The sequence below is a fragment of the Collinsella aerofaciens genome, from assembly GCF_025289055.1.
Lineage (GTDB): Bacteria > Actinomycetota > Coriobacteriia > Coriobacteriales > Coriobacteriaceae > Collinsella.
The window spans coordinates 45,532-67,889 of record NZ_JAESIQ010000014.1 but is presented as its reverse complement, the minus strand read 5'-3'; the positions used below and the strand labels follow the sequence as shown (position 1 = coordinate 67,889).

At 60.1% G+C, this 22,358-nt stretch carries 20 protein-coding genes; 8 read left to right on the top strand and 12 right to left on the bottom strand.

Annotated elements, in window-relative coordinates; genetic code table 11:
- Positions 1 to 286: 286 nt before the first annotated feature.
- The 5 genes from JMJ97_RS05635 to JMJ97_RS05615 all read right to left on the bottom strand — a co-directional run bounded on the left by JMJ97_RS05635 (position 287) and on the right by JMJ97_RS05615 (position 5,918).
- A complete protein-coding gene (locus JMJ97_RS05635) occupies positions 287 to 2,239 on the bottom strand; it encodes a heavy metal translocating P-type ATPase (protein ID WP_260699456.1) in 1,953 nt (650 codons plus the stop codon).
- A gap of 100 nt (positions 2,240 to 2,339) precedes the next feature.
- Complete coding sequence (locus JMJ97_RS05630; protein WP_260699455.1) at positions 2,340 to 2,558, bottom strand: cation transporter; 219 nt, start codon at positions 2,556 to 2,558, stop codon at positions 2,340 to 2,342.
- Positions 2,559 to 2,621: 63 nt separating this feature from the next.
- Positions 2,622 to 2,987, bottom strand: a complete 366-nt coding sequence (locus JMJ97_RS05625) for an ArsR/SmtB family transcription factor (RefSeq protein ID WP_260699454.1) — start codon at positions 2,985 to 2,987, stop codon at positions 2,622 to 2,624.
- 419 nt (positions 2,988 to 3,406) lie between these two features.
- Positions 3,407 to 4,597: a hypothetical protein gene (locus JMJ97_RS05620; protein ID WP_260699452.1), complete on the bottom strand. Its 1,191-nt coding sequence runs from the start codon at positions 4,595 to 4,597 to the stop codon at positions 3,407 to 3,409.
- A gap of 352 nt (positions 4,598 to 4,949) precedes the next feature.
- Positions 4,950 to 5,918, bottom strand: a complete 969-nt coding sequence (locus tag JMJ97_RS05615; RefSeq protein ID WP_152073679.1) for a 3'-5' exonuclease — start codon at positions 5,916 to 5,918, stop codon at positions 4,950 to 4,952.
- Positions 5,919 to 6,089: 171 nt separating this feature from the next.
- On the opposite strand from JMJ97_RS05615, the gene JMJ97_RS05610 reads away from it, so the two are divergent.
- Complete coding sequence (locus tag JMJ97_RS05610) at positions 6,090 to 7,178, top strand: putative manganese transporter (protein WP_260699451.1); 1,089 nt, start codon at positions 6,090 to 6,092, stop codon at positions 7,176 to 7,178.
- Between the two features lie 167 nt (positions 7,179 to 7,345).
- Here JMJ97_RS05610 and JMJ97_RS05605 read toward each other — a convergent pair whose 3' ends face one another.
- Both JMJ97_RS05605 and JMJ97_RS05600 read right to left on the bottom strand, forming a co-directional pair.
- Complete coding sequence (locus JMJ97_RS05605) at positions 7,346 to 7,828, bottom strand: YaiI/YqxD family protein (RefSeq protein ID WP_260699450.1); 483 nt, start codon at positions 7,826 to 7,828, stop codon at positions 7,346 to 7,348.
- Positions 7,829 to 8,431, bottom strand: a complete 603-nt coding sequence (locus tag JMJ97_RS05600; protein WP_260699449.1) for an HdeD family acid-resistance protein — start codon at positions 8,429 to 8,431, stop codon at positions 7,829 to 7,831.
- A gap of 234 nt (positions 8,432 to 8,665) precedes the next feature.
- On the opposite strand from JMJ97_RS05600, the gene JMJ97_RS05595 reads away from it, so the two are divergent.
- The 3 genes from JMJ97_RS05595 (at position 8,666) to JMJ97_RS05585 (ending at position 10,617) form a co-directional block, all read left to right on the top strand.
- A complete protein-coding gene (locus tag JMJ97_RS05595; protein ID WP_260699448.1) occupies positions 8,666 to 9,337 on the top strand; it encodes a nitroreductase family protein in 672 nt (223 codons plus the stop codon).
- Positions 9,338 to 9,419: 82 nt separating this feature from the next.
- Positions 9,420 to 9,962, top strand: coding sequence for a histidine phosphatase family protein (locus JMJ97_RS05590; RefSeq protein WP_260699447.1), 543 nt, complete (start codon positions 9,420 to 9,422; stop codon positions 9,960 to 9,962).
- Positions 9,963 to 9,981: 19 nt separating this feature from the next.
- Positions 9,982 to 10,617 (top strand): histidine phosphatase family protein, encoded by a 636-nt coding sequence (locus tag JMJ97_RS05585; protein ID WP_260699446.1) that lies wholly within the window; start codon positions 9,982 to 9,984, stop codon positions 10,615 to 10,617.
- Between the two features lie 129 nt (positions 10,618 to 10,746).
- On the opposite strand, the gene JMJ97_RS05580 is transcribed toward JMJ97_RS05585, so the two are convergent.
- Positions 10,747 to 11,436, bottom strand: a complete 690-nt coding sequence (locus JMJ97_RS05580) for a DUF1015 domain-containing protein (protein WP_260699444.1) — start codon at positions 11,434 to 11,436, stop codon at positions 10,747 to 10,749.
- 39 nt (positions 11,437 to 11,475) lie between these two features.
- Complete coding sequence (locus JMJ97_RS05575; protein WP_260699443.1) at positions 11,476 to 12,696, bottom strand: M20 family metallopeptidase; 1,221 nt, start codon at positions 12,694 to 12,696, stop codon at positions 11,476 to 11,478.
- Between the two features lie 223 nt (positions 12,697 to 12,919).
- On the opposite strand from JMJ97_RS05575, the gene JMJ97_RS05570 reads away from it, so the two are divergent.
- The gene (locus tag JMJ97_RS05570; RefSeq protein ID WP_260699441.1) at positions 12,920 to 13,900 is read left to right on the top strand and encodes a hypothetical protein; all 981 of its coding nucleotides are present in this window, start codon (positions 12,920 to 12,922) and stop codon (positions 13,898 to 13,900) included.
- A 349-nt stretch (positions 13,901 to 14,249) separates the two neighbouring features.
- Here JMJ97_RS05570 and JMJ97_RS05565 read toward each other — a convergent pair whose 3' ends face one another.
- From JMJ97_RS05565 to JMJ97_RS05555, 3 genes are all read right to left on the bottom strand, one after another.
- Entirely contained in the window at positions 14,250 to 15,413 is a 1,164-nt protein-coding gene (locus tag JMJ97_RS05565; RefSeq protein ID WP_117639695.1) for a phosphoglycerate dehydrogenase, read from the bottom strand.
- A gap of 89 nt (positions 15,414 to 15,502) precedes the next feature.
- Positions 15,503 to 16,609, bottom strand: a complete 1,107-nt coding sequence (serC, locus tag JMJ97_RS05560) for a 3-phosphoserine/phosphohydroxythreonine transaminase (RefSeq protein WP_260699440.1) — start codon at positions 16,607 to 16,609, stop codon at positions 15,503 to 15,505.
- Positions 16,610 to 16,744: 135 nt separating this feature from the next.
- Positions 16,745 to 16,918 (bottom strand): hypothetical protein, encoded by a 174-nt coding sequence (locus JMJ97_RS05555; RefSeq protein ID WP_260699439.1) that lies wholly within the window; start codon positions 16,916 to 16,918, stop codon positions 16,745 to 16,747.
- A gap of 344 nt (positions 16,919 to 17,262) precedes the next feature.
- On the opposite strand from JMJ97_RS05555, the gene JMJ97_RS05550 reads away from it, so the two are divergent.
- The 3 genes from JMJ97_RS05550 to brxC all read left to right on the top strand — a co-directional run bounded on the left by JMJ97_RS05550 (position 17,263) and on the right by brxC (position 22,348).
- The gene (locus tag JMJ97_RS05550) at positions 17,263 to 17,913 is read left to right on the top strand and encodes a BrxA family protein (protein WP_260699438.1); all 651 of its coding nucleotides are present in this window, start codon (positions 17,263 to 17,265) and stop codon (positions 17,911 to 17,913) included.
- A gap of 1 nt (position 17,914) precedes the next feature.
- The gene (locus JMJ97_RS05545; RefSeq protein ID WP_260699437.1) at positions 17,915 to 18,607 is read left to right on the top strand and encodes a DUF1788 domain-containing protein; all 693 of its coding nucleotides are present in this window, start codon (positions 17,915 to 17,917) and stop codon (positions 18,605 to 18,607) included.
- A gap of 78 nt (positions 18,608 to 18,685) precedes the next feature.
- Positions 18,686 to 22,348, top strand: coding sequence for a BREX system P-loop protein BrxC (gene brxC / locus JMJ97_RS05540; protein WP_260699436.1), 3,663 nt, complete (start codon positions 18,686 to 18,688; stop codon positions 22,346 to 22,348).
- The last annotated feature ends 10 nt before the right edge of the window (positions 22,349 to 22,358 follow it).

The window sequence follows — 22,358 nt, the reverse complement described above, 5'->3', positions numbered from 1 at the left end:
GTCGGCGGGGCCATTGTGGCTCTTGACAGCGGATTGGGTCATATGAGCGAGCGGGACCAAAGGCCCGACCAACAAAGTCCAACTCAGACAAGGAACCCCGCCAGCAAGCGATGCCTAAGAACCGCCAGCTGTGTCACCGCAGGCCGGGGCCGGGCTTGGTTTTGAAAACACTCCGCAGCGCGAGGCCCGCCTTTCCGTTGCTCCGCAGGAGCAGGAAAGACGGGCCTCATGCGCGAGGACGTTTTCAAAACCAAGCCCGGCCCCGGCCGGAGGGACCACAAGCAAGCTACAGGTTCTTGACACCCATCGCGCGCATGGCGTTCAGGATGGCGATGATCGCCACGCCTACGTCGCCGAACACGGCAAGCCACATGTTGGCGATGCCCAGCGCTGCCAGCACAAGGATCAGCAGCTTAATGCCCAGCGCAAAGATGATGTTCTGCCAAACAATCGACATGGTCTTGCGCGCCACGCGGATCGCGCGGGAGATGTTGGACGGCTTGTCATCCATGAGCACGACGTCCGCCGCCTCAATTGCGGCGTCCGAGCCCATAGCGCCCATGGCGATGCCCACATCGGCGCGCGTAAGCACTGGCGCATCGTTGATGCCGTCGCCGACAAAGGCGAGCTTGCCCTTGCCGCTTTCGGCCGCGAGCAGCGCTTCAACACGCTCGACCTTGTCGCCCGGCAGCAGTTGCGCATGGAACTCATCGAGGCCGAGCCGCTTGGCCACCGCAGCAGCCACTTCCTCGCGGTCGCCCGTGAGCATAACGGTGCGCTTGACGCCGGCGGCGTGCAGGTCGCGGATCGTCTGCTCGGCATCGGCCTTAACGGTGTCTGCAATCACGATGTGGCCGGCGTACACGCCGTCAACGAGCACATGAAGAATCGTTCCGACGACCTCGCAATCGGGCGCTTCAACGCCGGCCGCGGCGAGCATCTTGGCGTTGCCGACGACGACATGCTTGCCGTCGATGGTTGCCGTCACGCCGTGGCCCGCGTCGTTGGCGGAGTCGCTCACGCGCTTGGGGTCGACTTCGCCCTGGTAGGCGACGCGCACGGACTGCGCGATGGGGTGATCCGAGAATGACTCCGCAAGGGCTGCGACCTCGAGCAACGACTGCTCGGTATAGCCAGTCTCGGGGTGCACCGCGACCACCGAGAACGTGCCGTTGGTGAGGGTGCCTGTCTTGTCAAAGACGACGGTGTCCACGTCGGCGAGCGTCTCGAGGTAGTTAGAACCCTTGATGAGAACGCCCAGCTTGGAGGCGCCGCCGATGCCGCCAAAGAAGCTCAGCGGCACGCTGATCACGAGCGCGCACGGGCAGCTGACGACCAGGAAAGTCAGGCCGCGCAGAATCCAGTCGGACCAGGCACCGGTGACCAGGCCGCCGCCAAGGGCGAGCACCGCGGCCGCGCCGGTGACGGCGGGGGTGTAGACGCGGGCGAAGCGTGTGATGAAGTTCTCGGTGCGTGCCTTCTTTTCGCTGGCATTCTCCACGAGCTCCAGGACGCGCGCGACGGTGGACTCGCCAAAGGGCTTGGTGGTGCGCACGTGGATGAGGCCCGTCATGTTGATGCAGCCGCTGATGATATCGTCGCCGGACTTGGCGGGGCGGGGGACTGACTCGCCCGTGAGCGCGGCGGTGTCGAGCTGGGTTTCGCCCTCGACGATGACGCCGTCGATAGGCACGCGCTCGCCGGGCTTGACCACGATCACGGTGCCGACGGCGATGTCATCGGGAAAGACCTGTTCGAGTGTGCCGTCGGCTTGCTCGACGTTAGCGTAGTCGGGCGCGATGTCCATCATGGCGCTGATTGACTTGCGGCTTTTGCCCACGGCATATGCCTGGAACAGCTCGCCGACCTGGTAGAACAGCATGACGGCGGCGCCTTCGGCCATGTGCGGGTCGGTATCGGGGAAGAGCACCATGGCAAACGCGCCGATGGTTGCGACTGCCATAAGGAAGCTCTCGTCGAAGGCCTTGCCGCGGCGGATGTTGTTGTATGCCTTTTGGAGCACGTCGTAGCCGGCAATCAAAAACGGCACGAGGAACATCACAAAGCTGGCGTAGATGTCGTCCGGGGTGCCGAATGCGGCGGTGAGGGCACCGAGCTCATCGAGGGCGTACACCACGGCAAAAATGCCCAGCGCTACCAGGATGCGGTTGCGCTTATGCTCGAGTGACTCTTTTTTCTTGCGCTTCTTCTTTTTCTTTTTGGGGTCGGCGGTGACCATGACTCGTATCCTCCCATTTGAATGTATGAACACTCGCTCATATAATTTCGCGAGCAAAGGCCGCGGCAAGCGCGGCCTTGCGGGTCAGCGTATGCGCAGGCTAGAGAATGATCTCGCAGTCCGGCTCGGCGTCGGCGGTGAACTCCACGACACGGTCGAGGACCTCCTCGAACTCGGCGTCGTCGGCCTCGAGCGTCAATTTCTGGGTCATAAAGTTGACGGACACGGATTTGACGCCCTCGAGTTTGGCCAGCTCGTCCTGAAGCTCGCGCGCACAGTTGGCGCAGTCGATCTCGTCGAGCTTAAACTGCTTTTTCATGGTGGGTTCCTTTCTCTGTGTTGGCGACCTGGGTGCCGGTCGCGTTGATACCGTGGTTGGTTGCTATTCGCAGATATGGCTCATGCCCTGGTTGAGCATGGTGTAGACATGATCGTCGGCAAGCGAGTAGAGGATGTTGCGGCCGTCGCGGCGGAACTTGACCAGGTGCGACTGCTTAAGCGTGCGCAGCTGGTGCGATACTGCCGACTGCGAGGTTGCGGTCGCCCCGGCGATGTCGGCCACGCAGAGCTCGCGGCCCATGAGGGCATAGAGAATCTTGATGCGCGTGGTGTCGCTGAAGACCTTGAACAGGTCGGCCAAGTCGTACAGCAACTCCTCGTCGGGAAGGTCCTCGGGCGAGCAGGTGGTGGGGATCACGGGTTCGGTGGCCTCGATGTCAGTCTTTGTTTCATCAGCGTGGTCGCTCATTGCAACATCCTTTCATATGAACATGCGCTCATATAACTTGCTTCCGATTATATGAGCGCATGTTCATATGTCAATAACGTTCAGGTAATTCGTCGTACAAAATGATGAGGAAAAGCGGACGAGATCCCGGACTAAGCGGTTTTGATTAGCGATGCCGGGGTGGGTGCCCCTGCGCCGTGCAAAAATTGGAGTATTCTGCAACGATAGGGGGTCTGTTAATCTATCGCGGGCCAAGTAATGTAGTTCAAGAGCTATCTTAGGGTGTTAAACCGATGAGTTCTTCCTCAAATGTTGCCTAACGTTCTCACGCAAGAGTGATTTCGCTTCACATTTGGATCCACTCGAGGGTGATGGACACCCGACCCTGCTGAATACTCGCAATTTTGCACGTCGCTAGGGTACCCACCTTGTTAGTCGGCCTAGTTTCCGGCCCCGAAGACCCTGCCCTCGGGCGTGAAGCTGCTTGTTTGGTTGAGTGATGGGCTGCCTGGTTCGACGATTTGCATGTCATCGATTGCCGGAGCCTCGTTAATCGTCGGATCGTCCAATGTGATGCTTTCGAGCATTGCTTTTTCGAGATCGATTCGTTGACGCTCTTCGGAATCCTGGCGAAGCTCCTCCTGGATTCGTTTCTTCTCCTCAATAAACCTTCTGAGCACAAACAGTCTCAGGTCCTCTTGCATGATTTGAAAGTCTTTTGGCAGACGCGAGGGGCGTATACCTTCTTTTCGTTGGATTGCCTCCATGACCCTAACGAAAGAGCTGGCATGCATAAAGGAATAACGGCTGACGGTGATGATTCCGTACCCCATGGACGCAAGCGCATTCTTGCGCTCCTCGTCGATAGCGCGGTCCTCTTCGGCGTCGTGATAAAACCCGTTGTATTCAATATCTGTTCGAGATTTCTTCAGATATGCATCCATAAAGAACTTTTTGCGTCTCGTGAGATTTTTTGCGGCGGCGGTGACCTGCACCTCGTAATCGGTCTCAATTCCCTTAATACCAAGTCCACCTTCGCTTTTGGGCAGCGTAAGCATCATGACAAAGGCCGTTTCCATGGGAGAGCGGCATCCATCGCGTACACATTGAATAGCCTTTCGGGCAAGGGCCAAACCGTCGCATCTGGTAATGGAATTAAAGAACTGCTTTAACCTCTCGGTTGAGGTAAGTGGGAAACGCTCGGCATAAGAGGTAGAAGAACCGGTTCCAAGGGAATAGGCGCCGCACAGTTCAAAGTAGTACTCCACTAGTTCGCGAAAAGGGAGATAGGTGGCGGCCTGAAGTGCACAAAGCTCAACGCCAATAATGTAGATGTCATCTTCTAGCTCTATAAAACGCGAGCATGAGAATCGCTTTGACGAAACGTGGCATTGACAGTTCATCGCGTAGCGCGCGTTCCTGCGATCAAACACCATTATCTCGAGGGATTCATTTGCGTCGCGGGCAACATCATGTTTGGCAAGCCATTCTGTGGCCGCGTCGAGGAGCGTTCCGGTGGGGCACGATCCGTAAATTGCGACAGGGCTGCAGGACTCGATGTTTTTCGCAGACACCGAATGCGCGGCCTGGTAGACCGCTTTTGCCGTGGTATGTGACAATACGATACTCATGGTATATATCGTGTCAGCTAATGTCGTGTTGATGACGCTGAGCGGAAAAGTCGTTTTAGAGGTCTAACCAAATGCTGTCCAAAAACTTGACGCAATTATGGGTTGGTACGCCCTAAATAAATGTTTTCGCAGCTCGGCTATAGCATAGAAATACTCAATTGCTGCACATTTGGTATCGATGCATCGTCATCCGAGCACAAATCACGTGTCGGGAAAGTGCCGAAATAGTTAAAAAATAGGGTTCAGAATTTGTGAAGAGCGGGCCTGCTTATGGAACGTAGGGCGGCCCCGCTGCGGGGGTTCCCGCTGCGAGGCCGCTCGTGATCTACGCCGTGGTTTGTCGTAGACGTTTCTACTTGGCAAATAGGTTCTTGAGGTTGAACTCGGCTTGGACGGTACGGAGCATGAGGTCGGTGTCGTCGAGGCCCAGGTGCTGCTCGTTGGCGTCGGCGGCGAGGGTGCCACGGCGGCGCGCCCAGTTCTCGAGCGCAGCGGGCGCGGACTCGCGGGGGAGCGAGCGCACGTCGGCGTCCAGGCTGCGGCAAATCTGGCGCGAGTCGATGACGATGATCTTGCCTGCGCGGCGTGCCTCGGCGTAACCGTCCAGATGAATTTTGAACCAGCTGTCCTCGAAGGCGGCATTGTGCGCCATATAGGGGTACTTCTTCATGAGCTTGAGCAGCTGCTTCTGCAGCTCCTTGTTCTCGCGGAACGGCTTTTTGCCGTCGATGTCGTCCCAGGTGATGTGATGGATGTTCGATAGCGGCACATCCTCGCCGCGGTAGATGTCGGGCAGGCCGCAGTAGTGCGCCTCGGCGTCATGCGGCACGGCGTCGCTGGTGAGATCCATGATCTCCCAGCCCACGTTGATGATGTAGCCGCGCTCGGGCGCGCGACCGGTGGTCTCGATGTCGATGCCCAGCACCGTGCCTTGGATGGGCTTGCGGGCATAGGCTACGCCGAGTGCGTCGCGGTCACCGCGGATCTCGCGCATGACCGATGCGGCGGTACGCTTTTGCATCTTGCCGATGGCGGCGCAGGTGTCGGCGTCGGACAGGCCGCGCGAGAGCGTCGCGGGCGTCACGTTGCGCAGGCGCGCCTCGCCAATCTGGTCGCACAGGTCGCGGTTGCGGTCGGCCAGGTCGCGCACAGTGGCAAAGTCGAAGCCGGGGTCGCCCTCGGCGGTAAAGTACTCGGTCTCGAGCACCTTGAGGGCCTCCTCGCCCTTCTGGCGCTCGGACTCCATGGCGCCGTGATCGCCATAGATAAACATGGGGATAAACGGCTGGCGCTCGTATTCGAGTGCTTGCGAAACATTCATATGCTGCTCCTTGGACGGGCCGCGTCGCGCGGCTCGGGGTTACTGAGTTGTGGCGAGATGATAGTTTACCATGGGCAACTATTGGCACCACGCCCGGGACAACTACAATACCCTAGTTGACCGCTAGGACTTTTACAATGCTGCCGAAAGACACGAAAGGTTCCATCCGTCATGGATTTACTGATTGATATTCTGCTCGACGCCGGCAAGGACACGCTGTCGCTGGTGCCGTTTTTGTTGGTGACGTATTTGGCTCTTGAAACCCTTGAGCACGTTGCGGGCGACCGCGTCAACGGCGCTATCAAGCGCGCCGGAGCCGCGGGTCCGGTTGTCGGATCGTTGTTGGGCATGGTGCCGCAGTGCGGATTTTCGGCCATGGCAGCAACGCTGTACGCCGGCCGTGTCGTGACGCTGGGCACGCTGGTTGCCGTGTTCCTCTCGACCTCCGACGAGATGTTGCCGCTGTTGCTCGCCGAGCAAGTTCCCGTGCAGACCATGGCAATGCTCCTAGCTTCGAAGGCGCTGATCGCTCTGGTCACGGGCTTTATCGTGGATGCTGCTATCCGCGGCCTTCGTCGTAACGCCCGCGCGCATGCGGCGATTCGCCGTACCGTGCTGGGGACCGCTGCCAATCCGGCTCATGTGAACTGCGCCCACGACGACCATACCGGGGGCGACATCATTGACGAAGTGGCCGAGGCGGGCGTAAGTGCCGATCACATTCACGAGCTGTGCGAACGCGATCATTGCGGCTGTGATGAAGACGAGGACGAGCACGGGCACGACCACGGCAACGACCATGGTCACGCGGACGAGCACGAGCACCACCACGGTCACAGCCACGACCACTCCCACGAAGGGGCGCCTGTCCTGTCGATCATCCGCAGCGCGATCTCGCACACCGTGCAGGTGTCGGTATTCATTTTCCTGGTGACGTTGATTCTGGTCGCCGTCCTCGAGACCTTTGGTGAGTCCGCAATCGAGCAGTTCCTGCGCGGTAATGAGACGCTCGCCGTCCTGGGCTCGGCGCTTGTCGGTCTGATCCCCAACTGCTCTGCTAGCGTCGTTATTACGCAGTTGTACCTCGAAGGTGCGCTGCAGCTGGCGCCGATGCTCGCCGGCACGCTCATTTCCGCCGGCGTGGGCTACCTAGTCCTGTTCCGCACCAACCGCAGCGCTCGCGAAAATGCCGTGTTCCTGGTCATGATGTACGTCATCGGCGCCGGCTGGGGACTCATCCTCTCCGCCTTCGGCCTCTAAGCAGGCCTAGCAAAACGGGCTTCAAAATAGCCATGCTCGGCGCCGGCGCAATGCGGCGACGCATGGCATTTTGAAGCCCGTTTTTTGTTGAGCCATGGATCCTGAGCGTTCACGCCGCTCAAAACAAAAAGGCAGATTTCCGGGCATATCCCAAAAATCTGCCTTGGTTAGTGTAGCAGCTCGGTGAGGTTGCGTTTAAAGCGGGATCGGTCCTCGCTGGTGAAGGCTGCCGGACCGCGGGTGCGTCCCCCGGCGCGGCGCACCTTCTTTTCCTCGTGGCGAATAAATAGTTGCATGTCGATGGTCGCCTTATCGTAGACGCGCCCGCGCACGCCGATGGCGGCGGCATCGCGTCCGAGCACCATGCTTGCCAGGCCTATGTCTTGTGTCACGACCACGTCGCCAGCCTGCAGGCGCTCGACAATGGCAAAGTCGGCACTATCGGCTCCCACACTCACATCGAGCGTCGTGACCCAAAAGCCCCGACGCGCGTGCTCGGCATCGCGCGGGTCGTCGCGGCGAATGTGGCGCTCCAGGTTTTGCGTGCTGTTGCCGGCGATAACGACGGCGACGCCCGCCCTCCGCGCGCAGTCAATCGACTCGCGTGTGACCGGGCAGGCGTCGGCATCAATAAAAAGCGTCTTTGGCATCTAGCGCACCAGTTTGCCAAATTGAATGGCGCGAACAATCAGCGTCACGCCAAACACCAGCAGTGCGGCACCGCTAAAGATGACGAGCATCTTGGCCGACCACAGCGGATAGATAAACACGAACATGCCCGCGATGATGGAGAGTGCGCCGCTCAGGATGGCGAGGGCGCGGTTGGCGGAAAGCTCGGATTCCAGAATCGACATGATGCCCTCAACAATCCAGCCAAAGCCGGCGACGACCACTACAAGCGTGGTGAGCGTCGCGGTCGAGAAGGCCTGGTTGCGCAGGATTATGACGCCGCCCAGAATGATGAGCAGGTTGGCGATGATACTCGTCACGCGCCAGCCGGTGGGCAGCAGCGGCTCGAAAACAGCGGTAAACAGCCTGATCGCGGCCGTGATCACAAAGTAGATGCCCAAGACGGTCGTTAGGAAGACGAGGGACTTGGCGGGCGCAAACAGCAGTGCGATGCCGGCGACGAGTGCCAAGACGCCCGTGATGGCGTAAATCCAGCGCACGGCCTTGACGGCCTTGCCTGCCATGCTTTTCTCGTCAAATCCAAACGCGCTCGATTGCTTGTCATCGTTCTTAAAGATGCCCATGATGTCTCCTTTCGTGCGGCGTAAGCCGTAGCTCTTGCAACCAGTATCGCCCAAGGGCGCTGTCGCGTGGGGCGGAAAGGGCGAATGGGAGCCTCACCTTCCCGAATTGTTATCTTTGTTCCCGTTTGGATGTGGGATATTCAACAGATGTAGAACATTGCAGCTCTGTTCGTTATTGCCTACGTTTTAGGTTAGATTTTCTTAAGAACAATTGGCTTTTATTGAGGGGTCCCTATGAACGAAACAGTTCCCGCGGCGCCGGTAAGCGCTGAGTCGATGGCAAAACAGGGTTGCGAAAAGCTTGGCCTGGACACGTTTGACGCGCTGGTCCGCCGCGCCCGCACGTGCCGCCGTTTTGATGAGTCCATGCGCGTGCCGCGCGAGTTTTTGCTCGAGCTGGCGGAGCTGGCACACCTGGCCCCTTGCGGCGCCAACGCTCAGCGCCTGCGTTTTCATGTGGTGAGCGGTGCAGAGGACTGCGCGCGCGTATTTGATGAGCTCGCCTGGGCCGGTGCGCTCAAGGATTGGTCGGGTCCCGATGAGGGCGAGCGCCCGACCGGTTACATTGCGATTCTTGCCGAGCGCGCTGTTCCGGGTAAGCCCGCCGCGCCCATCACCGAAGTCGACACCGGCATTGCCGCCCAGACGATGATGCTCGCCGCTCGCAGCGCCACGCCCGAGGTGGCGGCCTGCATGTTCAAGGCCTTTACGCCCCGCGCGATCGACGCCATGGGGCTCGATAACGACAGATACGAGCTCAAGTTGATCATGGCTTTTGGCGTGCCAGCCGAGACGCAGGTGATCGATGCGATCGACTCCAACCCGGATGGCTCTATCAATTACTGGCGCGATGAGGCGCAGGTGCATCACGTGCCCAAGCGTCCGCTTGCCGACGTGCTGCTGTAGTTACGCATCGTTGCGGTGCGATCGGCGGCAAAACCACCACAAAGGCGCCCGTCTCCTTCGTGGTGATGCGAGGGGAGGGCGTGTGGCCGATCTGTATTTGGTGCGGCATGGGCAGACTGAGCTCAATGTGAAGAACATTTTGCAGGGCTGGCACGATTCGCCGCTTACGGCGCGCGGGCGCGAGCAAGCGCTGGCGACGCGCGCGGCGTTCGAGGACCGCGGCGTGACCTTTGACCATGTGTATTCCTCCCCGTTGGGTCGGGCGCGGCGTACGGCTGAGCTAATTGCTGGTGAGGCCCGTTCGATAGAGCTGGTCGACGACCTGCGCGAGTGGCATTTGGGCTCGCTGGAGGGTACATCAAACCGCGAGATGCCGGCGCAACCCTGGGGCGATTATCCGGTTGCCTTTGGTGGCGAGTCGGAAAGTGAGCTTCGCGCACGTATGGTCGCGGCACTGTCCCGCATCATGTCCCGACCCCGGCACGACTGCGTGTTGGCCGTCTCCCACGGCTCAGCCTGCCAGGAGTTTCTTAGATGCGTGACCGGCGGGGGAGAGCAACCCGACAACGGTGCCGTGCTTCATTTTGGCTATTGCGACGGGGCGTTTTCGCTCTTGGATTGGTAACAAACGAAAGGACCCCCCTATGAATAAAGACCTGTATCTGGTCCGTCATGGCCAGACGATATTTAACCTCAAGCGCATTATTCAGGGCTGGAGTGACTCGCCGCTTACGCAGCTGGGATGCGACCAGGCGGCGCGTGCCGGCATGTTTTTGCGTGCGCGCGGCATTGAGCCCGATCATGCCTACACCTCCACACTTCATCGCACCGAGCAGACTATCGCCAACTTGTGGCCGGGCTTGGCGTACGAGCGCCTGGACGGCCTGCGTGAGTGGTTCTTTGGCGACTTTGAGGCCGAGCGCGTGATGCTCATGCCCGAGCGCCCGTGGCGCGACTTCTATTGCCAGTTTGGCGGCGAGGGCCAGATGCAAGTGCGCGAGCGCATGGTGGCGACGTTGACCGAGCTTATGCAGCATCCGGACCATACGTGCGTGCTCGCGGTGAGCCACGGCTCGGCTATCAAGGAGTTTATGGATCACGTGAAGGGCGCGGCGGCAGACGAGCGCGACCGCGTGCCGGGCAACTGCTCGGTGCTGCACTTCGTGTTTGATGATGCGACCGATACGTTTGACCTGGTTGAGATCTTTACGCAGGAAGACTACGCGCGCGAGTTGGGGCTAGAGCCGCTCGTGGCGGCAGCGGGTCCGCAGCGTGGATAATGCTGGTGTTGCGGCGCGGTTTGCCGGCGTAATTGTTTGATGCGAAAGGGGCGGAGATGCATGCATTTGCTGCATCTCCGCCCCTTGTTTGTTTGGATGCCGGGTTTTTCAGCTTCGCGTTTGAGTCCGCTAGAACCGCGAGATCTGGTGAGTGAGCAGGCCCGTCGGGACCTGCGGTGCGCCGCCGGCGACCTGCGCGGCGGGGAATAACGCAGCCACGGTAAAGTTGAACGGCTCCTTGCCGGTGTACGTTCCGGCAGCACGGGCCTCATCGGTTAGCAGCTGCGACGCCCCGGTCAGAGCGGCGGCGTAGGCGGGGTCGTCGGCCAGTGCCGGCTCCGGTGCTTGGTCGAGCATAGCGCGGATGGCCCCGACGGCGTCCTCGCGCTTGACCTCCCACACACGGTGCGTAATGCCGGCGGGGTCGGTGACGGCATAGAGCGAAGCGCCCTCTTTGGCGGCGCCGAGGATGATATCCATGACGGGCGAGGCTTCGTAGGCGAGCGACACGGGGCGCGGCTGCACCTTGAGCTCGGCGATCGCGTGCGCAGCGGCGAGTGCGTCGACGTTCTCGGCGACAGCCGCGTCGCTGCCCGTCAGCACGTTAACCGGGCAAATCGCCACGACACCCGTCACGTGACCCGGCTCGCCCGAGCATTCGTACACGTAATACGCCGCGCCTGGATCCTTGAGCATCAGGCCGTCGGCGATGGCGCCGCGTAGGGCGTCGTTGCCGCTCAGGATACCGCCCATCTGCGGCAGCGCATCGAGCACGCGGTCCTGAGCCGGTCGGATGCAGGGAAACGGAAGTGCTTTCATGGACGGTCCTAACGCGCGAATCGGTTTGTTCGCGGCTTATTATGCCTCAACTTGGCCGTTTACGTCCCAGAGCGTGTTGTCGGCAAGCGCGATGAGCACGTTTTGGCAGCGAACGATATCGGCGTGGAGCACATATTCGTTGGGCTTGTGCGCGAGCGCGAGCGACCCGGGGCCGTAGCTCATACAGTTGCGGTTACCCGTCTTGCCGGCAATGACGGCGGTGTCGGTGTAGCCGGTAAAGAAGCCGACGGTCGTGTCCACGTCCGTCACGCTGTCGGCGGCATGTTTGAGTGCCGCCAGAAGGGGAGAGCCCGGGTCGCGCTCGATGGCGGGGCGGTCGCCTGTCACGACGTAGCTGCCGCGGCAACCGGGAACGGCGGCTTCGGCGACGGCGATGGCCTGCTCTACCATGCGCGTCGCGGCGGCCGTTTCGGTTGGCGGGGTCAGGCGCATGTCGACCCAGACCTTGGCGTGGTCGGGCACGACATAGGGACGGTAGCCACCCTCGATCTGTCCAAACGTGATGGTCGATGGCCCCAACTCATCATGCACGGGCAGCGCGGCAAACGCGCGGCGAAGCGAACACACGACCTCTGCCATGGCGGCGACGGCATCCGCGCCCTTCCAAGGCTGGCTCGCGTGTGCCGTGACGCCGGTCATCTCAATCTCGAACCATGCGCGTCCCTTGTGCGCCACCTGAATTTGTCCATCGGTGGGCTCGGTGTCCAGCACCCATTCGCGCGAGCCGATCCAGCCGGCATCGATGGCCGCCTCGGAGCCGCGCATAAAGTCCTCCTCGTCGACCGAGCAGATGAGCGAAAAGCCGCGGCGGGGCAGCGCGCCATCCGCCGCTACGCGCTCGAGCGTGTGGACCAGTGCGGCAATGGCGCAGGCCAGGCCACCCTTCATATCGCAAGCACCGCGGCCATAGAGTTTATCGTCATGCACGATTGCTCCGAGCGGCGGAATGCCTGCGTCCCAGCCGTCGCCCAAGGTGACGGTATCCATGTGGCAGATGTAGACGAGCCGTGGCTCGTCGCTCAAACCGGGCACGGTGACCATAAGGTTGCGGCGTCCGGGGAGTACTTCGAGCTCCTCAATCTGCACGGCATGGAGCGCCGGATGACTCAACCGCTCCAGCTGAGCCTCAACCAGCGTTTTGATATACCGCTCAATTTCATCCTCATACGCGCCCGGGTCTGAGCTGTCGATCCGCACAAGCTCCTGCGCAAGCCGCCAGGCAAAGTCCTCATCAACCATATGCAACCTCACAATCAGTCTGCTTTCCAAACCGATTGTAAGCCTCCCGAGAGATCCGTGACGTGCGCGCAGCAGCATTTGCCGTTCGCAGGCCGAGCCGGTGCGTTTGCCGTCCGAGCAGGTTCACAAACGGCGCAGTGGGTACGTTGCCGTTATGGACGACATGCTGTGCGACATATCTGCCTTTCGGTATCACCGTATACCTCCACAGGTCTTGGCGATAATGCCGGACCTGCCCGATTCTGCGGACGATCCGCGCAGGGAGCGCCTTTGCGAGCATCCACTCGTCACGCATTTCCTGGGCGCTCCGTTGCATGTTTTGGCACAGGGCAGCTGCGGACGTAAGGGCGATCGCATTGTCAGGCATGTTTGGAACGGGGAGAGGCCGTTTGGCTCCGTGCAGCAGACAGAGTTTGGCCTCGATGTCGCGTCTCCGCTCTTTACTCTGCTGACCCTGGCTTCCTCGGTCTCAAACGAGCGCCTAATCATGTGCATGTATGAGATGTGCGGCACCTTTGCCGTGTGCAAGATTGCGCCTCAGGTAAAGTCGGCACTTGTGCAGGCATATGGGGGCCAGTGGGGCGATGCACGGTTGGGCTGGGAAAACGTAAAGGATGTCTCGGGGAATCCAACGGACTTGTGGAAACGACCGCCCTTGATCGAGCTCTCTGAGCTTACAGAGTACGTCGATAAGATCCGGGGGCTCCGCGGCGCTAAATCGTTCATACGAGCCGCGAAGTGCATTACGGGGGTGGCGGCATCGCCGCTCGAGGTCCAGGCTTCGATGCTGTTTGGTCTTTCGAGGTTGCGCGGCGGCGAAGGGCTGCGCCTTACCAATAACGTTGAGATTCGTATGACGCGCAGCGCCCGCCTGATTTCGGGACTTGATAGGCGCTATGCCGATATCCTGCTGGCAAATAAGGACGGCAGCCGAGAGTGCCTTGTTGAATGCCAAGGTAAAGCTATTCACGGATCCATAGAATCCAAGATCGCGGACTCCGATCGAACGACTGCCCTGCAAGCGATGGGATATCCCGTCGTTCTGATGACTTATGGTCAGCTGGCCGACTCCGATGCCTTCCGCGTGGTGATGGAGCTCATCATGTCCTATCTAGATGTGCCGTTGAAAGACAAGACGCCGCGGCAGCAGGAGCTCGCACGGCGGCTTCGTGAGGAGATTTTTATCGATTGGGCGGGAATGTAGTCGTGCGGGTGGAAAACGGTCGCGCGAGCTAGAGTTTTGGGCGCGAAAAAAGCTTCAGTTTCGCCTTGGAAGGGCATTAAAAATGCTATCCGGAACAAGTTGTTTCGGAAAATAGACAGTCAACTCGGATGTGGTATATAGAGATCGATTTTTACTTACTAAAACCCCTGATAAAGCTGTTTATCAAAGCAGGTGCGCTCAGTGATTTGGGCATGACTGTCGATTATCCGAAAAAACTTGTTCTTGGTAGCATTTACAAAACCAGCCGGAGCAACGAATTCGGCCCCCGTTTCGTGAAAACGGGGGCCGAATGGGCTTCGTGGCCTGTCTGGCAGGCTTGGCGCCGGCGCTATTTAATCACGCGCACGCGATACATCGACGGAATCTGCTTGAGCGCCTCGATGGTGCTGCTGTTCAGGTGCTCGTCGGTGTCGAACATGGTGTAAGCGTTCTCGCCAGCGGACTCGTTGGTCATACGCTGCACGTTGGCGTTGTCCTTGGCCAGGATTGCCGTGATCTGGCCGATCATGTTGGGCACGTTGGCGTGCAGGCAGGCGATGCGGCTCGCGGCGCGCGCCTTGCCCATGCTGCAGGCGGGGTAGTTGACGCTGTGCGCGATGTTGCCGTTCTCCAGGTAATCCTTGAGCTCGCTGATGGCCATATCGGCGCAGTTGGCCTCGGCCTCGCCGGTGCCGGCGCCCGAGTGTGTGGTGATAAACGTATTGGGCATCTTGACGGTCTTGGGCGTGGCAAAGTCGCAGCTAAACCAGCTCAGCTTACCCTCGCGCAGGGCGGCGTCAACGGCGTCCTCGTCAATGATGGTCTCGCGTGCGTAGTTGATCAGCACGGCGTCCGGGGCCAGCAGGTTGATCTGCTCGGTGCTGATCATGCCGATGGTGTCGGCCTTGCTGGGCACGTGTACGGTGAGGTAGTCGCAGCCGCGGCAGAGATCCTCGAGCGTGCCCACGCGCTGCACCTCGCGGCTCAGCACCCACGCGTGTTCAACGGAAATGAACGGGTCGTAGCCGTAGACATCCATGCCCAGGTCGACGCAGGCGTTGGCGACCTTGGAGCCCACGTTGCCCAGGCCGATGACGCCGATGCGCTTGCCCTTGAGCTCGCGGCCCACAAAGGCCTTCTTGGCTTTCTCGGCATCGACCTGGATCTCGGGGTCGTCGGCGTTGTCGCGCACCCAGTTCATCGATTGCACCACGCCGCGGCTCGAGAGCACCAGCATGCCTAGGACGAGCTCCTTGACGGCGTTGCTGTTGGCGCCGGGGGAGTTAAAGACGACGACGCCCTTCTTGGCGTACTCCTCGACGGGGATGTTGTTGACGCCGGCGCCGCAGCGGGCGATGGCGCGGATGCCCTCGGGCAGCTCGTAGCCGTGCAGGTCGGTCGAGCGCATCAGAATGGCGTCGGCCTCTTCGGCGGTGCTCACAAACTCGTAGCCCTCACCAAACTCGACCTTGCCGTCCTTGGTAATGTCATCGATGGTTTTAATCTTGCGCATGGAAAACTCCTTAGCAGGTTTTGATCTATACAGGGTGGTCTGAGATGGCTGATCGGCCCGCGCGTTGCGGGCTAGTTAGATCGCGGGCTCTAACTAAGCTGCGCTTCGAAGTCCTTCATGTACGTGGCCAGCGCCTGTACGTCCTCCATGGTGACTGCGTTGTACACGCTGGCGCGCATGCCGCCGACGAGGCGATGGCCCTTGACGTTTTGGATCTGGTGCTCTGCCGCGCCCGCAACAAAGGCGGCGTCGAGGTCGGCGTCGCCGGTGCGGAACGTGACGTTGGCGATGGAGCGACTGTCTGTCTGCGCGGTGCCGTGGAATAGTTTGCTGTTCTCGAGCAAGTCGTAGAGCAGGTTGGCCTTGGCCCAGTTGCGCTCGGCCATGGCGGCAAGTCCGCCGGTCTGCTCCACCCAACGGAACACCTTGCCGCACACGTAGATGCCAAAGGTGTTGGGCGTGTTGAGCATGGAACCCTTGGCGGCCTGGGTCTTAAGGTCCAGGTACTGCGGCGTCTGCGCAAAGGCGGGGCCATCTGCGATGAGGTCGTCGCGCACGATGACCACGGTCACACCCGCGGCGCCGGCGTTTTTCTGCGCGCCGGCGTAGATGAGGCCGTAGCGCTCGACGTCGAGCGGCTGCGACAGAAAACAGCTCGAGACATCGGCGACCAGCGGCACGTCGCCGCAAGCGGGCAGCTCGTGGTACATGGTGCCAAAGATGGTGTTGTTCTGGCAGATGTAGACGTAGTCGAGCCCGTCGCCTGCGGCCTCGGCGGCAATGCGCGCGTTGATGTCGGCCATGGTGGGTATGCGGTCGAAATTGGTGCCCTCGGAGCTCGCGAGCAGCACGGCCTCGCCGTACTTGGCGGCCTCCTTGTACGCCTTGTTGGCGAAGTTGCCGGTCACGATGTAGCCGGCGCGGCCGCGGCGCATGAGGTTCATGGGGATGCCCGCAAACTGCAGCGTGGCGCCGCCCTGCAAAAACAGGACACGGTAGTTGTCGGGGATACTTAGCAGGCGGCGCAGGGTTGCCTCAGCGTCGTCGATGATCTGCTGGTACATGCTCGATCGATGGCTCATCTCGAGCACGGACATGCCGCAACCGCGGTAGTCCATCATCTCGTCGGCGATCTCGGCGAGCACGCTTGTAGGCAGTGCGGCCGGGCCAGCTGAGAAGTTGTGCACACGTGCCATCTTCTAGTCTCCCTCGTAGTCGTTTGAACGTTCGGGATACTTTAGCACAGTGGAGCGCCAGGCGCGACCGCATCACGGTAAAACTCGACTGCGCCGCTATGATTTACAAGATGGTTACATGGGGGAGGGGTGACCTTACCTGATGGCTCGCATCCGATTTGCCTCTGCCTTCGCTTGTTTCCAGGGGCGCACACGACCGTTGGTGAGGTCATCGTAACCATGAGCGATGGTACGTTGAATGTGATCTTCGCGTTCCTGAATGGTGGTTAGTGCGCGCGTCTGATCAGAAATAGGCTTTACGACAGGCATATGAAACTCCTTACATAGAATCATATGTATAACTCTATGTTGAGTGTAGCGGAGGGTGGCGTTGGGCGTGTGCGTGCCTGCATTCGTAAGCGCGGTTGTCTGGCAAGTGTGATTTGGGGCGACCTCGTTAAAGTTTCTAAGCTGCGAAAATGACCGTTAACCGGATTAAATTTTGTTGCTCAACATTTGACACTCTGGGCGTGGTAACTTTTTTACCAACAGGTATGATTATTGTCATGTGCGCCGCGCCTGCCTGCCGGGTTGCGGCGCACTTATGACAGCCTTTGACACCCTTGGAGCGTGTACTGTGGATGTAACCACAAAAAGCGTTCGGGGGGGGGGGGGTGCTCACCCGCGAGCAATTCCTCCCGCATGAGATGCACATCGTCGCTGCCCTTCGTATGCAGGGCGCAAGCGACGAGCAGGTCATTGTACGCGTAAAGAGCGAGAACCTCTTTCAATATCCCACGGAGCGCATGGTCGCCAACCGCGCAACCGTGTGCCTTCGCCGCCTCGACGCCATGGTGCCCACGGACGCCGTATGCGCCGCGCGCGGCATCGACGCCAATACCGCCGTCGAGGCTGCGTCATCCCTAACCAGCCTCATGGCATCCGGCGCCCCCACGCAGGCGGACCAGGCCATCTTCTACAGTATGATCTGTCGCTACGACATTGTGCGCGAGCTCGTGCTCGTCGAGGTGGGGGAGCGCCTTCAAAACTTTGATTATGCCTTTACGGCGGTTGACCTCAACGCCTTTATGACACGCTTTACCACGGAGTATCCGGACGCGGCCCGCTGGACTGAGGCCACGGTCAAGCGCATCAAGGGCTCGCTCCGCCAGACGCTCCGCCATGCCGGCCTTATCGGCGAGGGCCAGGGCCCGGAGTCCGAGCGCCTGTCACCACTCTTCCTCGATTCCGATGTCGAGCGAGCCTTGGTTCAGCTGGGCGAGCAGTCGCTTATCGCGGCCCTTACCGGCAGGGCGATGATGTAACGTGGCTCCCGTCAAAAGCGCCGTCGACCTTGTTATCACCCCGGCGACCGATCTCACCACCAATATCGGCATCCATTCCCGCAAGAGCGTCGTGGCGGCGCATGCCCGCTCCGAGCGCGCCTGTCAGGAATTTGAGCGCCGTGCGCAGCTTCTGCGCGAGTGCCTGTGCAGCGAGGACTTCTTGGCCAACAAGGGCATAGGCAATGAGATCGGCTTCCATACTTTTTGCTATGACCCCGCGCTGGAGTTTGAGGCGCGTGCATTATTTGACACTCTTTCACGCGATGCCGAGGCCGACAAGCTTCCGTGCACGCTCAAGGTCGTGAACCTTTACGACGCCGTGCTGGCAATTCTCGAAAAGCGCCGTGTCCTCAATGCTATCCCGCACCAAGAGGAGCGCCGCGGCACCCAGCGCGTACTCGAGGACGTGGCCAAGTTCGCCTCGCCCGAGAAAGTCGCCGCGTACATCCTTGAGCAGACCGAGCCGCACGCGCCTGGAGACGTCGTTCTCCTCACCGGCGCGGGCGAGGTTTTCCCGTTCTTTCGCATGCACACGCTTCTCCATTGCATGCTTGCGGATTTTGATGAGGTGCCTGTGGTCGCCGCCTACCCGGGCAGTTTCAACGGCTCTTCTTTCCATCTCTTTAACCGTCTGCCGGCCGACAACTACTACCGCGCCATCGATATCTCGTAAGCACGGCTCCCCGCAGGCAAGTCCCTGCCGCCGGTAACAACCCTTTGCCATAACGTTCCCAAACCCAAAGGAGCACCCATGGACAACACGATCATTCGCGACCTCTTTGCAAAAGACATCAACCGCTCCATCAACGGCGTGGTCAAGGTCCAGGATTCAAAAGATGGGTCCATCCGCCAGGAGCTTGACGAGTACGTGGTGACGCGCGAGTTGCAGAGGCACTTTGCCACGTTCTTCAAGGCCTACGGCGATGCCATCGATGCGCGCACCGACAAGATCGGCGTGTGGATCAGTGGTTTCTTCGGTTCCGGTAAATCGCACTTCCTCAAGATGCTGAGCTACCTGCTCGAGAATCGCCAGATCGGCGGCAAGAGCGCCATCCGCTACTTTGACGGCAAGATCGTCGACCCCATGGTCGCGGCTGCCATGGAGCGCGCCTGCTCGGTGCCCACGCAGGCCATCCTCTTTAACATCGATAGCAAGGCGGGCCAGTGGAAGCAGGGCGATACGGCTCCCACGGCGCTGCTTCGCGGCTTTGAGCGCATGTTCTACGAGGCGCGCGGCTTCTACGGCGAGGACCTCAAGCTTGCAAAGCTCGAGGACTACATCGATTCTCTGGGCAAGACCCAGGAGTTCCGCGAGGCCTTTGAGCGCGTCAACGGCGAGTCCTGGCTCCAGGCCCGCGACACCTACAGCTACTTTGAGGACGACGTCGTCGAGGTGCTGCAGAGCGTGCTCGGCATGAGCGAAAAGGCCGCATGGAACTGGCTCGAGGGTTCTGAGGACGAGGTTTTGGCCCCCGATGTCTTTGCCAAAAAGGTCAAGGATTACGTGGACGCTCAGGCAGCGGTCCACGGTGGCAACTTCCGTTTGCTCTTTATGGTCGACGAGGTGGGTCAGTTTATTACAAACGACCAGGACCCAAGCCTTATGCTGAGCCTTCAGACCATCGTCGAGGAGCTGGGTGCCGCCTGCGGTGGCCGTGTGTGGGTGATGGTTACGAGCCAGGAGGCCATCGACAACCTGAGCCTGCCCGTGGGCAACGACTTTTCAAAGATCCAGGGCCGTTTCAATACCCGCCTTTCGCTCTCCAGCTCCAGCGTGGACGAGGTCATCCAGCGCCGTGTGCTCGAGAAGACCGCGCCGGCGGCCGATATGCTTGCACAGGTCTACGAGCAAGACGCCGCCGTCCTCAAAAACAACTTTACCTTTGATGGTGGCTCGCGCTCCGACCTTACCGGCTTCGCCAGCTCCAAGGATTTTGTGGCCAGCTACCCGTTTGTGGGCTACCAGTTTAAGCTTCTGCCCGACGTGATGACCGAGGTACGCAAGCACGGTGTTAAGGCCAAGCACATGTCCACGGGCGAGCGCTCCATGCTGAGCGCGTTTCAGGAGAGCGCTCAGGCCATCCAGCATGACCAGACTGGTGCACTCGTGCCGTTCTGGCGCTTCTTCGACACAATCTCCAAGGATTTGGAGCACGGCATCATTCAGGTCGTCGTCTGTGCGGAGCGCGCGGCTGAAAACGCAGAGGGTCTTGAGAGCTACGATGTCCGGGTGCTTAAGCTCCTGTACTTGATCCGCTACATCGGCTACGTCAAGGCCACGGTCGAGAACATCTCCATCCTTATGATCGATAGCCTGGACGTGGACAAGCGCGCCCTTAAGGACCGCGTCAAGGAATCTCTCGCCCGCTTGGAACGCGAGAGCTACGTGGCACGCCAGGGCGATACCTATAGCTTCCTCACCGACGAGGAGCAGGAGATAGCGCAGGAGATCGCACGCACCCCGATCGACAACGCGAAGGTGATTGAGTACATCAAGAAGCGCCTGTTCGAAAGCATCTACACTGCGCGCAAACTCAACCGCGGGGCCAACGACTTTCCGTTTGACCGCTATGTGGACGGCTCAATCCACGGTACCAGCATGGGCGGCATGGAACTTTCCGTGGTGACCATGGCCAGCGATCTGGGCCGTTCGGACGATACCGAGCTGGCGTTGAAATCCGTGGATAAGGCCATCGTGGCCTTGAGCGACGAGGTGGATTATTGGGCCCCACTCGTCAACGCCGCTAAGATTCGCATGTACGCCCAGACGCGCAATCTGCAGGAGCTACCGCCGAGTACCCGCCAGATTGTCGAGGCCAAAATGCGCGAGAAGGACTTTAACGAGAAAGAGGCTGACGCCCTTTTGGCTGAGGCAGTGCTCCATGCACGATGCGCCGTCAACGGGCGCATGATTGAGATCCGTGCTGCCAAACCCGCTCAGGTCTTTGAGCAGGTGCTGGCGCAGCTGTGCGATGTGGTCTTTGAAAAGGCCGACTATATCGGCGCGCCGGTCACGAGCGATTCCGATATTCGCTCTACTCTGGTGGGCAACGTTCAAGTGGGGCTCGCTGGCATGGATGCAGGTAACACGCGTGCGCTCAAAGAGGTCGAGGACTACCTCAAAGTGCAGCACCAGCGCCACCTGGATACCGCTATGGGCGATATCCAGCGCCAGTACCAGCAAAGGCCCTTTGGCTGGCGCGAGGTCGACATCGCAAATGTGGTGGCGCAGCTTGTGGTGGAGCAGCGCGCGCAGGTGCTGTTTGGCGGTCAGACGGTTCAAGCTAACGACAGCCGCATGGTGGCGCTCCTGCGCAAGGATGCTGATAAGGCCCAGGTGCGCTTGCGCATGCGCATGAGCGACCGGTTGCTGCGCGCCACGGACGAACTCATGTGTGACCTGTTTGATCTCAAGACCGTGCCCTCCAACGAGGATAGGCTCGTGGTCGAGCTCAAGGAGCGCCTTGAGGACTTGCGCGAGTCGTGCCTCGCCATAGCACGCGACTACTATACGGGCATCAAACCGCTCTATCCGTATCCCGGTGAGGACGAGTGCGAGAAGATGCGCTCGGAGGTGGCCGACGTCCTTAAGGACCAGAACGAGGCCGAGGCGTTCTTGACCACGTTCACCAAGCATGAGGAGCGTTTGCTCGATGCCAAGGAAGACTTTGACAAGGTGGTTGAGTTTTTCGAGTCCAATCAACGAACAGCGTTTGACCACGCCAGGGATTTCTTGAACCGCACCGAGGGTATCGAGTATGCCTCCGATGACATTCCCGGTGCGGTGGAGAACGTGGCAACGGTTCGTGAGATCCTCAAAGATCCCAAGCCCTACGGCCGTATTAAAGACTTGCAGCCGCTTATGGATCCCGTCGAGGATGACATGAAAAAGCTGTTGGGCATCCGCCGCAATGAGTTTTTGTGTCGCATCGAGAGCGATCTGCAAGACCTGCGGGCGCAGGCCGAGAGTCAAAAGGGCTTTGTCAATCAGGCCAAGGATGCCATAGCAGACGCCGGCACCAAATACGAGTCGTTCAAAAACCGTGCCCACAGCGCTCAAAGTCTCAACGAACTGAGCGTTGTTGCAACTAACTGGGGCGACTGGCTCAGTGCGGCGGCCAACGAGATGTACGACGCTGTGGATGAGGCCCGCGTGCGTATGGACAACGAGCGCCGCACCACCGAGGTCATGAGTACGGGCGAAGTGGTCAAGAAGGTCTCCAACAAGGGCGCCGCATCGTCTGCTCCCGTGCCCGCGCCCAAGCCCCAGCGCAAGATCAAGACTGTGCGCCGCGCCGATCTGGCCAAGCCGAGTCGTCTCTTGTCTGCAGAGGACGTGGAGCGCTACGTGGACGACCTGCGCTCCCGCCTTATGCAGGCGCTCGCTGCAAACGACGAGATCCGTATCAACTAACCCGCGGAGC